Annotated in this window: 13 protein-coding genes and 1 tRNA gene; 7 read left to right on the plus strand and 7 right to left on the minus strand. The window is 64.5% G+C overall.

Annotated elements, in window-relative coordinates; genetic code table 11:
• Positions 1 to 8: 8 nt before the first annotated feature.
• From RSO41_RS15765 to hemA, 7 genes are all read right to left on the minus strand, one after another.
• Positions 9 to 1,151 (minus strand): ABC transporter ATP-binding protein, encoded by a 1,143-nt coding sequence (locus RSO41_RS15765; protein ID WP_315620150.1) that lies wholly within the window; start codon positions 1,149 to 1,151, stop codon positions 9 to 11.
• Between the two features lie 33 nt (positions 1,152 to 1,184).
• Entirely contained in the window at positions 1,185 to 2,477 is a 1,293-nt protein-coding gene (locus tag RSO41_RS15770; RefSeq protein ID WP_315620151.1) for an FAD-binding oxidoreductase, read from the minus strand.
• Between the two features lie 393 nt (positions 2,478 to 2,870).
• Positions 2,871 to 3,617 carry a molybdopterin-synthase adenylyltransferase MoeB gene (locus RSO41_RS15775; RefSeq protein ID WP_315620152.1) on the minus strand — a complete coding sequence of 249 codons (747 nt, stop codon included), beginning with the start codon at positions 3,615 to 3,617 and terminating at the stop codon, positions 2,871 to 2,873.
• Positions 3,618 to 3,622: 5 nt separating this feature from the next.
• The gene (locus RSO41_RS15780; RefSeq protein WP_275287131.1) at positions 3,623 to 4,123 is read right to left on the minus strand and encodes an Lrp/AsnC ligand binding domain-containing protein; all 501 of its coding nucleotides are present in this window, start codon (positions 4,121 to 4,123) and stop codon (positions 3,623 to 3,625) included.
• 176 nt (positions 4,124 to 4,299) lie between these two features.
• Entirely contained in the window at positions 4,300 to 5,148 is an 849-nt protein-coding gene (prmC, locus tag RSO41_RS15785) for a peptide chain release factor N(5)-glutamine methyltransferase (protein ID WP_315620153.1), read from the minus strand.
• Entirely contained in the window at positions 5,148 to 6,239 is a 1,092-nt protein-coding gene (gene prfA / locus RSO41_RS15790; protein WP_315620154.1) for a peptide chain release factor 1, read from the minus strand. Before prfA ends, prmC begins: the two co-directional genes overlap by 1 nt.
• Positions 6,240 to 6,248: 9 nt before the next feature.
• Positions 6,249 to 7,517 carry a glutamyl-tRNA reductase gene (gene hemA, locus RSO41_RS15795; protein ID WP_315620155.1) on the minus strand — a complete coding sequence of 423 codons (1,269 nt, stop codon included), beginning with the start codon at positions 7,515 to 7,517 and terminating at the stop codon, positions 6,249 to 6,251.
• Positions 7,518 to 7,715: 198 nt separating this feature from the next.
• Between hemA and RSO41_RS15800 the strand changes: the two genes are divergently transcribed.
• From RSO41_RS15800 to pth, 7 genes are all read left to right on the plus strand, one after another.
• Positions 7,716 to 9,452 carry a tetratricopeptide repeat protein gene (locus RSO41_RS15800; RefSeq protein WP_315620156.1) on the plus strand — a complete coding sequence of 579 codons (1,737 nt, stop codon included), beginning with the start codon at positions 7,716 to 7,718 and terminating at the stop codon, positions 9,450 to 9,452.
• 67 nt (positions 9,453 to 9,519) lie between these two features.
• Positions 9,520 to 10,143, plus strand: a complete 624-nt coding sequence (gene lolB / locus RSO41_RS15805) for a lipoprotein insertase outer membrane protein LolB (RefSeq protein ID WP_315620157.1) — start codon at positions 9,520 to 9,522, stop codon at positions 10,141 to 10,143.
• Entirely contained in the window at positions 10,136 to 11,002 is an 867-nt protein-coding gene (gene ispE / locus RSO41_RS15810) for a 4-(cytidine 5'-diphospho)-2-C-methyl-D-erythritol kinase (RefSeq protein ID WP_315620158.1), read from the plus strand. Before lolB ends, ispE begins: the two co-directional genes overlap by 8 nt.
• A gap of 37 nt (positions 11,003 to 11,039) precedes the next feature.
• Positions 11,040 to 11,114 (plus strand) — tRNA-Gln (locus tag RSO41_RS15815).
• Between the two features lie 63 nt (positions 11,115 to 11,177).
• A complete protein-coding gene (locus tag RSO41_RS15820; RefSeq protein WP_275287138.1) occupies positions 11,178 to 12,119 on the plus strand; it encodes a ribose-phosphate pyrophosphokinase in 942 nt (313 codons plus the stop codon).
• Between the two features lie 117 nt (positions 12,120 to 12,236).
• Entirely contained in the window at positions 12,237 to 12,890 is a 654-nt protein-coding gene (locus RSO41_RS15825; RefSeq protein WP_315620159.1) for a 50S ribosomal protein L25/general stress protein Ctc, read from the plus strand.
• A 105-nt stretch (positions 12,891 to 12,995) separates the two neighbouring features.
• Positions 12,996 to 13,583 (plus strand): aminoacyl-tRNA hydrolase, encoded by a 588-nt coding sequence (pth, locus tag RSO41_RS15830; protein ID WP_315620161.1) that lies wholly within the window; start codon positions 12,996 to 12,998, stop codon positions 13,581 to 13,583.
• The last annotated feature ends 111 nt before the right edge of the window (positions 13,584 to 13,694 follow it).

The raw sequence follows: 13,694 nt of genomic DNA on the forward strand, positions 1-13,694 counted from the left end.
TACCCTCCTCAGGCAGCGACCCTGACCAGGTCTTCCGGGCAGACGCTGATGGTCACTTCGTCGCCCTCCCGATGTACCCGCTGGCCCAGATTGCTGGCCACGGCCATCAGCATCTGCCCGTTGACCTCGAGTCGATATTCGATGCGGCTGCCGCGATACAGGCGCTCACGCACGATGCCTATCATTCGGTTGTAGCCCTCCGGCACCTCGGGCCCGAGCTCCAGCGTCTCAGGCCGCACCAGGAGCCATCCCTCGGCACCATCGCGCTGCTCATCGGGAACCAGCCTCAACCGGCCGATTTCAGTCTCCACCCAATCGTCTTCGCTGCGCTGAATGGCGAACAGATTGTCATGGCCCATGAAACGAGCCACGAAGGCATTGGCCGGACGCTCATAGACCTCGTCGGGCGCCCCGACCTGTTGGATATTGCCGCCATCGAGCACGGCGATGCGATCCGACATGACCATCGCCTCATCCTGGTCGTGGGTCACGAACACGAAGGTCATGCCCAGTTTCTTCTGCAGGCGCTGCAACTCGACCTGAAGCTGAGCACGCAGGCCGGCATCGAGCGCCGACAGGGGTTCGTCGAGCAGCAGGACATCCGGCTCGCAGACCAGCGCCCGCGCCAGGGCGATACGCTGACGCTGCCCCCCCGAAAGCTGGTCGACGCGCCGATCGACCAGGTCCCCCAGCTTGATGAAGGCCGCGATCTCATCGACCTTGGCATTACGCTCCGCCGCCGGCAGGCCGCGCATCTTGAGACCGAAGGCCAGGTTTTCGCGTACCGAGAGATGCGGGAAGAGCGCATAGGACTGGAAGACGGTATTGACGCTGCGCCGGTGCGGTGGCACCTCGGTAAGCTCCTTGCCGCCCACCACCAGGGTCCCCTGGTCGGGAGCCTCGAGGCCGGCGAGAATGCGCAACAGGGTCGTCTTGCCACAACCGGAAGGCCCCAGCAGGGTAAAGAACTCGCCGGCCTGGATATGCAGGTCGACCCCATCCAGCGCCACGGTGTCTCGACCGAACCGTTTGTGCAGACCGCGAAGCTCGATGGCAGAAGCCTTGCGACTCGGCGCCTCTTGCCGCGGCCTCTCCGCCGTCGGTGTCACACCCGTCTGGTTCGCGGTGTCCGCCGCAATGGTATCGCTCATGGAGGTGCCCTCTTCGTTGGTCGGTGGCCTCGCTCAGAGGCGATCGCGAAGTTTATAGAACTGGGTGGCCAGCACCAGCAACGGCTTGCGCAACAGCCGCCCCCCGGGAAAGTGTCGATGCGGCATGGCGGCAAAGGTATCGAAGCCCTCGCTCTGGCCGGCGATGGCGTCGCTGATCAGTTTGCCGGCGAGCCCCGCCATGGCCATGCCGTGACCCGAATAGCCCTGGGCGTAGAAGAGGTTGTCATCCAGGCGGCCGAAATCCGGCGCCCGATTGAGGGTAATGGCCACATCACCGCCCCAGCGGTACTCGATGGGCACGCCCTCGAGCACCGGAAAGAGCCTGGCGATCTTGGCGTCCATGCGCGCCTGAAGATTCGGAGGCTCACGTCCATCGTAGCTGACCTCGCCGCCATAGATGAGGCGACGGTCCGACGACAGGCGGTAATAATCGAGCACGAAGTTGGCATCGGACAAGGCATCGCCGCGAGGCAACACCTGGGCGGCCTGTTCTTCGCTCAGGGGCGCGGTGGCGATCATGTAGTTGGCAGCGCGCATGATGCGCCCCGACAGTTCCGGTACCAGGCCGGCCTGATAGGCGTTGGTGCCCATCACCACGACGTCGGCCGTGACGCATCCCCTGTCGGTGACCACGACGGCCGGCTCACCGCGTCGGATTTCTCTGACGGCACTCTGCGAATACAGGCGAACACCGGCTCGCTGGGCAGCGCGTGCCAGGCCCAGCGTGTAGTTGAGGGGATGCAAGTGGCCGCCTTCCCTGTCATGCAGGGCAGCAGGATAGGCATCGGTCACCACATGGTCGCGCAGTGCTTCTCCTTCCAGCCACTCCAGCGCCTCGTACCCGTACTTGCCGCTCAGTTCCTCGCGAAACGCCTCCAGCTCTCGGACATGACGTGGTTTGACCGCCGCATGGAGATAGCCCCAGGCCAGTTCGCAGGGAATGTCATGACGTTCGACCAGCTCGGCGGTGAGCCGTACCGCCTCGCGGCTCATTTCCCAGATGAGCCGGGCGCTCTGAAGCCCCAGCGCGCGCTCGATCGTGGCAATGTCGGTGCCGAGGCCAGGCAGGATCTGGCCGCCGCTGCGCCCGGAAGCGCCGTGGCCAATGTCCTCGGCCTCCAGCAACACGACCGAATATCCCCGCTCGGCCAGATGCAACGCTGCCGAGCAGCCGGTGACGCCACCGCCGATCACGCAGACATCGGCATGCAGGTCATCTTCGAGAGAACCGTGGGAATCGAGTTCGACGGCGATGGAATCGCGGTACCAGGAGGCGGGGCGCTCGTGTAGCGCGGAAGTCTTCATACAGTCAGCCTGTTCGGTGCGCGGTGCGCTCGTTGTTGTTCATCGACCCCGACGGTCTGGGCCGATCGGGACAGCTTCAGTTTGACACCAGCAGTGCGTTTAATGTCAAGTATTCAATAACGAAACAACAACGTCTTCCGAAACAGCATCGAGTCCACGGCGTAAAAAACACCTTTATTTTTAGCTGTCTACGCCTGAAAAAGGGACTTTTGTTTCCAATTCGAATGACACCCTATCAACACCACCCCTGAGAGGCGTCAAGTAAACACCATCACGACCACCAAGATAGCCAGGGAAACCTTGCCGGCCCGCCCTTGATGGGTGGATGACCCGACGAGACCGGTGGCGTGGACAGGTATCACAGGCAGACACGGGGCGGCACCGCCATGCCATTCAGCCGCTGCATACCGGACAGGCGGGGTCCCTCGGCACCTTGAAGTGGCGCCATTGCCCGGTCAGGCCATCGAAGGTGGAAAGTCCTCGGTGCACGCTGCCTGCGCCGCTGACCAGCTTGATCGCTTCCAGCGCCTGGAAGCAGCCGATGAGCCCGACCAGAGGCGCCACGACGCCGTTCTCGGCACAACGCAGTTCATCGTCGCTCCCCTCGCCCGGCGGATAGAGGCAGCCATAGCATGGCGATTGCGGGTCGCGAGGATCGAACACCGCCAGCTGTCCGGAAAAGCGGATCGCCGCCCCCGATACCAGGGGCACCCCGGCATGCCGGCAGGCCTCGTTGACGGCATAACGGCTGGCGAAACGATCAGTGCAATCAAGCACCACATCGGCTCGACTCACCGCCGCACGCAGGGACTCACCGTCCAGACGGCTGGTGAGCGCGACGATCTCGCAATCGGGATTGAGCGCCAGACCGGCATCACGGGCCGAGTCGGCCTTGGGGCGACCGATGTCGGCCATGCCGTGGGCAATCTGTCGCTGCAGGTTGGAGAGTTCCACCTCGTCATCGTCGGCCAGCGTCAAATGCCCCAGGCCGGCCGCCGCCAGGTACAGCGCTACCGGCGAGCCGAGCCCGCCGGCGCCGACCACCAGGGCATGGCCAGACAGCAGCCGCTCCTGCCCCTCGATATCGATCGCATCGAGCATGATCTGCCGGCTGTAGCGCAGCAGCGCTTCGTCATTCATGGGACTCACTTGCCGTCGAACTCCTCGATATCGGGCACATGAAGAGAGACATCTTCCTTGACCTCTTCCATCACCACATAGCTCTTGGATTCCTTGACGCCGGGCAGGGTCAGCACCACATCGCCGAGCAGCTGCCGATAGGCCGACATCTCGGGAATGCGACACTTGAGAATGTAGTCGAACTGCCCCGAGACCAGATGACATTCCTGGATTTGCGGCAACTTGGCCACCGCTCGACGAAACTCGTCGAACACTGCGGGCGACTGGGTCTCCAGGCTGATCTCGACGAACACCAGCAGGTTGGCTTTTAGTGCTCTCGGATCGAGCAGCGCCTTGTAGCCCCGTATCACGCCCGAGCGCTCCAGACGCTTGACACGTTCCAGGCAGGGCGTGGTGGATAGCCCTACCTGCGAGGCAAGATCCACATACGAGATGCGGGCGTTCTCCTGCAGGCAACGTAGAATATTGAGGTCGATACGATCTAGCGAGCGAGTCTTGGTTTTCATTGTCTTCCTGACACGCGCTGGGCGTTGGACTTTGCCGCCTTGGCAGAAGCTTTACCTGAAAATCACCCTTTAACAGGTGATTGTTGGTATTCACTCATGCGAAGCCGGCCACTGATGGCATTTTTTGCTAGCCTCAGGTTTAACACAGCCGCCCCCACGGGCTCCAGCCCGGGCTCTCAACGTCCCGCCTCTCGCCAACGCCCGAAACTGACCCGCTCGTGCCCCGCCAGATCCCGCTCGCTGGCCACGTCACGATATCCCTTGCTACGCAGGACCTCGCGCATTGCCGCCGCCTGGTCGGCACCATGCTCCAGCAACAGCCAGCCACCCGGCGCGAGCCGCCCCCTCGAGGCATCGACAAGATGGTGGAGATCGGCCAGCCCGCGATCGCCGGCGACCAGAGCGCCGCGCGGTTCGAAACGGACATCGCCCCGATCCAGGTGCGGGTCATCGTCGGCCAGATAAGGCGGGTTGGCGACAATGATGTCAAAACCGAATGTATCGAGTGTCGAAAACCAGTCGCCGACCCGAAAACCGACATTGGCGATGCCCAGCCGCTCGGCGTTGCGTCTCGCCAACGTGACCGCCTCGGGGTTGAGATCGATGCCGACGGCATGCCAGTCGGGGCGCTCACTTGCCAGAGCGAGGGCCACGGCACCGGTACCGGACCCCAGGTCCAGCACTCGACCGCGGCGAGCGGGCATCCTCGCCAGCGCCGCCGCCACCAGCGTCTCGGTGTCGGGTCGGGGGATCAGGGTACTCGGCCCGGTGAGCAGGGGAAGCCCCCAGAACTCGCGCTCGCCGGTGAGGTAGGCCACCGGCTGCCCCGCTTCGCGGGCGGCGACGAGCGCCTCGAAGCGGGCCTGCTCGAAAACGCCGGTCTCCCGGTCGCTCCAGGTATAGAGCCAGGTGCGATCGACGCCGAGTACATGACACAGCAGCACCTCGGCATCGAGACGTGCGCTGGGAGAACCGGCATCGGCAAGCCGCGAGGTGGCCTGCACCAGCAGAATATCCAGGCGCATCACCCCTCCTGTTGCAGGGCGGCCAGTTGCTCGGCCTGGTATTCGTTGATCAGAGGCTCGATGACATCATCGAGTCCTTCACCAGCGACCACCTCGGAAAGCTTGTAGAGCGTCAGGTTGATGCGGTGATCGGTGACCCGTCCCTGCGGGAAATTGTAGGTGCGAATTCGCTCGCTGCGATCCCCCGACCCCACCAGCGAACGACGCTCATCGGCCTGTTGCTGACGCTGGCTATCCTGTGCTGCCTGCTTGAGTCGTGCGGCGAGCAACGACATGGCCTTGGCGCGGTTCTTGTGCTGACTGCGCTCCTCCTGGCACTCCACCACCACACCGCTGGGCAGGTGCGTGATACGAATCGCCGAGTCGGTCGTGTTGACGTGCTGCCCGCCTGCCCCGCTGGCACGGAAGGTATCCACGCGCAGCTCATTGGGGTCGATATCGACCTCGCCGACTTCGGCGGCTTCCGGCATCACCGCCACGGTGCAGGCCGAGGTGTGGATGCGTCCCTGAGACTCGGTGGCCGGCACACGCTGTACGCGATGAGCCCCGGACTCGAACTTCAACCGAGCATAGACATTCTCGCCCTTGACCCGGGAAATCAGCTCCTTGAAACCACCCTGGTCGCCATGACTGGCGCTGACGATTTCCACCTTCCAACCGTGCTGCTCGGCATAGCGGGAATACATGCGAAACAGGTCGCCGGCGAACAATGCGGCCTCGTCGCCGCCGGTACCGGCGCGAATTTCCAGGAAGACATTGCCTCCATCATCCGGATCACGAGGCACCAGAAGCTGCTTGAGCCGTGTCTCCAGCGCTTCCAGTTTGTCCCGCCCCGAATCACGTTCCAATGCGGCCAGTTCGCGCATTTCAGCATCGGCATCATCGGCGAGCGCTTCGGCGGCCTCGAGGTCACCCTCCACGGCACGATAATCCCGCCAGGCGGCCACCAGGGCATCGAGCTCGGCATATTCCCGCGAATAGTCGCGAAAGCGAGGCTGATCGGCGATCACCTCGGGATCCGCCAACAGGGCGGCGAGCTCCTCGAAGCGCTCGGCAAAGCTGTCGAGACGCTGACGCAGGGAAGCTTTCATCAACAAGTCCTATCGGGATGGGTCAGAAGTGTCGTCCAGCAACAAGGTCGCGGCGGCGTCCATGAGATCATGGCGGTCATCCGAGGCGGCTTCGCGCAGGGCCAGAGTGGGGCGATGCAACAAGCGATTGGTCAACTGATGCGCCAGGCGTCGCACGACGTCCTCGGGGTCTTCCCCCTTGGCCAGGCGCGCCAGCGCCTGATCCCGAGCCTCGTCGCGCAGCGACTCGCCCCTGGCACGAACGTCGCGGATCAGCTCTCCGCCACCGCGCAATCGGCGCTCATGTTGCCAGTGTCCCACGCCGCTCTCGATCAATGACTCGGCCTGATCGGCCGCGACCTGCCGATGGCGGCGATTCTCCTCGATAACCTCCTGAAGATCGTCGACGGTATACAGGAAGACATCGCTCAGCTCTCCCACCTCCGGCTCGATGTCGCGAGGCACGGCGATATCGACCATGAACACCGGACGGTGCCGGCGCTTCTTGAGGGCCCGCTCGACCATGCCCTTGCCGAGGATCGGCAGTGCCGAGGCCGTGGAGGTAATCACGATGTCGGCATCGATCAGTGCATCGGGAATGGCATCCAGCGTGACCGCTTCACCGCCGAGCGGTGCAGCCAGTTGATCGGCCCGCTCACGGGTTCGGTTGGCCACCGTCAGCCGGCGCACCCCCGCTTCATGCAGATGCCGGGCCACCAGCTCGATCGTCTCGCCGGCACCGATCAGCAGTGCCCGGGAACCCGCCAGATCATCGAAGATACGGCTGGCCAGGCTGACCGCGGCATAGGCCACCGAGACCGGATTTCGGCCGATGCCGGTCTCGGTACGCACCTGCTTGGCCACGGCAAAGGTATGCTGGAAAAGACGCTCGAGCTCTCCCCCCATGCCCTTGGCGCGCCGTGCGGCCTGATAGGCGTCCTTGAGCTGGCCGAGAATCTGCGGCTCCCCCAGCACCATGGAGTCCAGGCCTACCGCCACCCGCATCAGGTGGCGTGCCGCATCGCCATCGAGAAAATGATAGGCGCAGTGCGTCAGCGCCTCGACCTCCATGCCATGGAAGCGCCCCAGCCACTCATATATCGCGCGTTCACCGGTTTCGTCGGTCACGCAATAGAGTTCCGTGCGGTTACAGGTCGACAGTACGGCGGCTTCCCGGACTTCGGGCAGGCCTCGCAGTTCAGCCAGCGCCTGCTCGAGCTGCGCCGGCGTAAAGGCGACCCGCTCGCGAACCTCGAGCGTCGCCGTACGGTGATTGATTCCCAGGGCAAGAAGCGTCATGCGTCGGTGTCTTAGCGAAAGTGAGCCGGCGTCGTCATCGTGATGGAATGGCTTGGCACCCTATCCCATTGCGTCGCCACGGCGCCACATTCTACCACAGCGCATCCGTCGACGGCGCCCACTCACTGGTCGTGATGTCCTTTGCCCAACGAAGACAAGCCGTTATGCTGACGGCTCGGCCTTCATATCGAGACTCGCATGTCCCGAGGACTATTCAAGATGCGCGCCCATCGCCACCCTGTCGCCTTTCTTGGCCTGGCGATGATGCTCGGCAGTTGCCAGACATTGCCATCCGACGCCCCGCACGAGGACCCTCTGGCCGAGGCGCCCCCGATTACACGGGGGCTCGACGCCAGTGGGCTCTCCACCCTGCTGGTAGCAGAGCTGGCCGGACAGCGTGGAGATTATCGTCGCGCCAGCCGCGGCTACCTCGAAAGCGCCGAACGCTATGGTGCCGCTGATCTGGCCGAGCGTGCCGCCCTGGCGGCACGGTTCGGCGAGAACGCCGACCTGCTCGAACAAGCGGCTCAACGCTGGCAACACCTGGCACCGGCCGACACCGCCCCGGTTCGCCTGCTGGCCGGCCTCTCTGTGCAAAAGGGCGACTGGGACACCGCGCTGGCCCGGCATCTCGACATCGTCGATCGTAACGGCGCCGACGAGCTCGTACCCTTTCTCGAGTCGGCGCTTGAAGCCGGTGCGCCACCCGCCCCGCTGCTGGCTCGACTCCGGGACGCCTCACCCGACCCTCGGTCACGTCATGACATCGAGCTCGCCACCGCCCTGCTGGAGGCCGCCAACGGCCTCACCGCCTCGGCCCGGCAGCGCCTTTCCGACCTTGCCGACGAGACGCCGGAACTGCCGAGCCTTTGGCGCATTCGTGCCGCCGTTGCCCTCGATGCCGACACACCCGCACGAGCCGAGACCATGGCGCGGCGCGGCCTGGCGTACACCCCCGGCGATCCACGGCTGATCCTGTTACTGGCCCAGTCCGAAGTGCGTCAGGGTAATATCGAGGCGGCCGAGGCCAATACCGATGCGCTGCTCGAGGATCACGGCGATAGCCCCGACCTGCGCCTGGCGCTGGCACAACTGTATCTCGAGGAAGGCCATACCGACCCGGCCCGTCGCCTTCTCCTCCCCCTGACCGGCAACGATTCGACCCCTCCGACGGTATTCCTGCTGCTCGGTGCCATTGCCGAGGAGGAAGGCGAGACCGATAACGCCCTCCTCTACTACCGCCAGGTTCCCGAGGGAGAAAATTTCATGGCCGCCAGGGCCAGCGCCGCCCGCATGCTGTTCGAGCGCGACAGGCCCGGCGATGCCCGCACCTTCCTGCGTATCGAACGGCTGCGCCACCCGGACGAAGCGCCCGGGCTCTTCTCGCTGGAAGCAGAACTGCTGGACGAAGCCGGCGCCAGGGCACAGGCCGATGCCTTGCTTGACCAAGCGGTCGACACGTACCCCGAGAACGCCCAGTTGCGCTACCAGCGAGCCATGCGAGCCTTCCGTCACGGTGATCTCGATGCCATGGAGCGCGACCTGCGAACCCTGATCGACCAGGACCCGGAGAATGCCAACGCCCTCAACGCACTCGGCTATACCCTGGCAGACCACAATATCGAGGGGCGGCTCGACGAAGCCCGAGACCTGGTCGAGCGCGCTCACGCCCTGGCCCCCGATAACCCGGCGATTCTCGACAGCATGGGCTGGGTACGTTATCGCCAGGGTGACCCAGAGGCCGCCCTGCCCTGGCTGGAGCGTGCCTGGGCCGGCATGCCCGACCAGGAAGTCGCCGCCCACCTGATCGAGGTACTCTGGCGCCTGGACCAGCGCGAACGGGCACGGGCGCTGCTCCAGCAGTCGCGGCAGCGCTTCGAGACGCACCCCCGGATCGACGAACTGCTCGAACGCCTGCCCGAACTGGCGCAATGACCCCATCGCCCATGAATTATCCTCATGAGCCCTTCCCGCACGGGCCCGAACACTAAAGGAAGCGACCATGCGACGCCATCATTCGATCCGGCTGACCTGCCTGGCCATGGGGCTGGTCCTGCTGGCTGGCTGTGCCAGCCGCTCGCCCGCGCCGGACATGCAGCGTGCCTCCGGGCAATGGGAAGCACAGCAGGAACGACTGACCGAGCTGCAGGATTGGGAGCTGCAAGGCAAGGCCGGCCTGCGCACTCCCGAGGACAGTACCAGCGCCAATCTCGACTGGCATCAGACCCCCTACTATTTCCGCATCCTGCTCAGCGGTCCCTTCGGCAGTGGCCGGAGCGTGCTGGAAGGCCGCGAGGGCCGCGTTTCGCTGACCACCGGCGAAGGCCGAGCCGAAGCCGAAAGCCCGAAGGCCCTGATGGAGCAGGAGCTGGGCTGGTCACTGCCGGTCTCCGCCCTGACCGACTGGATTCGCGGCCTGCCTGCCGCCGACCGCCCGCACCACATGGAAAGGGACGAACTGGGTTTCCCGGCACGGCTCGAGCAGGACGGCTGGCGCATTGTCTACCGCAACTGGACCCACACAGGCGAACTATGGCTGCCGCGCCGGATGACGCTGACCTATGACGACCTGGAAGTCACCCTGGTGGTGACCCGCTGGCAGCCGGAGCTCGATAGGGATGCCTGAGGCGGAAGTACTGACATTGCCGGCTCCCGCCAAGCTCAACCGAATGCTGCACATCATCGGGCGACGCGATGACGGCTACCATGCGCTGCAGACCCTCTTTCAGTTCCTCGGCCATGGCGACACCCTGACATTCGCTCACCGAACCGACGGCAAGATTCGGCTCGATGCCGACCTGGCGGGCGTACCCACCGACGACAACCTGGTCCTGCGGGCCGCCCATCGACTCAAGGCCGTTTCCGGGACACGAAACGGCGCGCACATCACGCTGGACAAGCACCTGCCGATGGGTGGTGGTCTCGGCGGTGGCAGCAGCGATGCCGCCACCACCCTGCTCGGGCTGAACCGACTATGGAACCTCGACTTGCCACTGGAGCGCCTGGCCGCCCTCGGTCTCGAGCTGGGCGCCGACGTGCCGGTCTTCGTCAGAGGGCATGCCGCCTGGGGAGAAGGTATCGGCGAGCACCTGACCCCCGTCGAGCTCGACATGCCCTGGTTCGTCGTCATCCACCCCGGCATCGGCGTCTCCACGCCAGGCATCTTCAAGGCCCCGGAATTGACACGGGATACCCCCCCGATTACCATGGCGCGCGCACTTCAGGGGGGAGCGTCGAGCTGGCGAAACGACTGCGAACCGACGGTCAGGACGTTGTATCCCGAGGTCGCACGCGCACTCGATTGGCTGGGCGAACGGGCACCGTCAATGCTGACGGGCACGGGGGCCTGCATCTTCGCCCGACTGGAACGGGAAGAAGATGCCGAAGCGCTGCTGGCCGAGATACCGAAACCTTGGCATGCCTTCAAGGCGCCAGGCCGGAATCGCTCTCCCCTTCATGATGCCTTGGATCGACGAGCGTCCTGAAGGACGACTCGCGACACGGTCCGGTGCGGTAGGTCGCTGGGGTATCGCCAAGTGGTAAGGCACTGGTTTTTGGTATCAGCATGCGCAGGTTCGAATCCTGCTACCCCAGCCATTTCCCGCCTGGAGCGGCACTGATCCGAACATTGAAGACCCAACACTGCAAAGGTGGCTGCGCGTGTCAAAATTGATGGTTTTCGCCGGGAACGCCAATCCCGAACTCGCCCAGAAGGTCGCCGAGAGCCTGGATAACCGATTGGGCCATGCCACGGTCGGGCAGTTCAGCGACGGCGAAGTCGCGGTCGAGATCAATGAGAACGTGCGCGGCAAGGATGTCTTCATCCTGCAGCCCACCTGCGCGCCGACCAATGACAACCTGATGGAACTGATCCTGATGGTGGACGCCCTCCGCCGCGCATCCGCCTCCCGGGTCACCGCCGTGGTTCCCTATTTCGGCTACGCCCGTCAGGATCGTCGCGTCCGCTCCGCCCGAGTGCCGATCTCCGCCAAGCTCGTCGCCGACATGATGGTCAAGTCCGGGGTCGACCGCGTCATGACCATGGATCTTCACGCCGACCAGATCCAGGGCTTCTTCGACGTTCCGGTGGACAACGTCTACGGCTCGCCGATTCTGCTCGATGACATCGAGCGCCAGAATTACGACGACCTGGTAGTGGTCTCGCCCGATGTCGGCGGTGTGGTGCGTGCCCGCGCCATTGCCAAGCAGCTCAACGCCGACCTGGCGATCATCGACAAGCGCCGTCCCCAGGCCAACCAGGCCCAGGTGATGCACATCATCGGCGAGATCCAGGACCGGACCTGCGTGGTGGTCGACGACATGATCGACACCGCCGGCACGCTGTGCAAGGCCGGCGAAGCCCTCAAGGATCACGGTGCGCGCCGCGTGGTGGCCTATGCCACCCACCCGATCCTTTCCGGCCCCGCCGTCGACAACATCACCGGCTCGGTACTCGACGAAGTCGTCGTCGCCGACACCATTCCGTTGTCCGACCACGCGCGTCGCAGCGGCCGAATTCGCCAACTCAGCGTGGCCGGCTTGATCGCCGAGGCGATCCGCCGGGTCAGCAACGAAGAATCCGTCAGCGCGATGTTCCACTGACGCCCAGCGTGAGCGCATCGCGCGGATAACGTGCTCCGGCCCGCCGGAGCGAATGGAACCATCGCCGTCTGGTCGCGGACGACGATGGCTTCCTTACTTCAAGCAAGAGGCAATACCATGTCCGATTACATTCTCACAGCCAGTGTTCGTGACGACCTGGGGAAAGGTGCGAGCCGCCGCCTGCGTCGTGCGAACGAGCAAGTGCCGGCCATCATCTATGGTGGCGAACAGGCACCTCAACCAATCGCCGTCGACAAGACAGCCTTCTACAAGGCGCTCGAGGAAGAAGCCTTCTTCTCCTCCGTGATCAACCTTGAGGTGGACGGCAAGGCCCAGCAGGTTGTGGTGCGTGACCTCCAGCGTCACCCCTACAAGCCCCTGGTGACCCACGCCGACTTCATGCGCATCGACGCCACCCACGAGATCACCATGCGCGTGCCGCTGCACGTGGTGAATGCCGAAACCGCCACGAGCATCAAGGATGAGGGCGGCGAACTCCACGTCCTTTCCAACGAGGTCGAAGTCAGCTGCCTGCCGAAGGACCTGCCGGACTATCTGGAAGTCGACATCGCCGATGTCGCTCTGGGGACCACCCTGCACCTGTCCGACCTGAGCCTGCCGGCCGGCGTGACCCTGGTCGCACTGACCCATGGCGAAGACCATGACAATGCCGTGCTGAGCATCACCCAGGCCAAGGTTCGCAGCGACGACGACGATGCCGAAGCTGGCGACGCCGCCGAGGGCGAAGAGGACGAGGGCAGCGCCGAGTAATTCGGGGCCGCCCAGGGCCGCGCGATGACGCGGCCCTTGCGTCACAATCAAGCGCTCCGGCGCTTGATTTTTTTTGTCGCCCACCGATTTCTGGAGGCAGCCAAGATGAGTCGGGTCAAAGCCATCATCGGACTGGCCAATCCTGGCACCGAATACGAAGCCACTCGCCACAACGCCGGTGCCTGGCTGATCGACGCCCTGGTTCGCGACGCCAGCGATACCCTGCGCCCGGAGAAGAAGTTTCTCGGACGTTATGCGCGTATCCGCCTGGACGGCCAGGACTTGCACCTGCTCGAGCCCACCACCTTCATGAACCGCAGCGGTGGTGCAGTGGCAGCCCTGAGTCAGTTCTTCAAGCTGACGCCCGACGAACTGCTGGTCGCCCACGACGAGCTCGACCTGCCACCCGGTACGGCCCGCTACAAGACCGGTGGCGGTCACGGTGGCCATAACGGCCTGCGCGACATCGTCCGAGCACTGGGCAACGACAAGGGCTTTCATCGACTGCGCCTGGGTATCGGCCACCCCGGCGACGCCCGCCAGGTGACCCAATACGTCCTGGGACGCCCCGGCAAGGCAGAGCGCGCCGCCATCGACGCCGCCATCGACGAATGCCTGGCCACCCTGCCCCAGGCCACCGCCGGCGACTGGACGAACGCCATGCAGCGGCTACATAGCTTCAAGCCTTCGTAGCGGACGAGCCGCGAGCGCCGAGATGCGAGCAGCTCGTAGCTCGTAGCTCGTAGCTCGTAGCTCGTAGCTCGTAGCTCGTAGCTCGTAGCTCGTAGCTCGTAGCTCGTAGCT

Origin of the sequence: Halomonas sp. I1 (assembly GCF_032334135.1) — a bacterium.
GTDB lineage: Bacteria > Pseudomonadota > Gammaproteobacteria > Pseudomonadales > Halomonadaceae > Halomonas.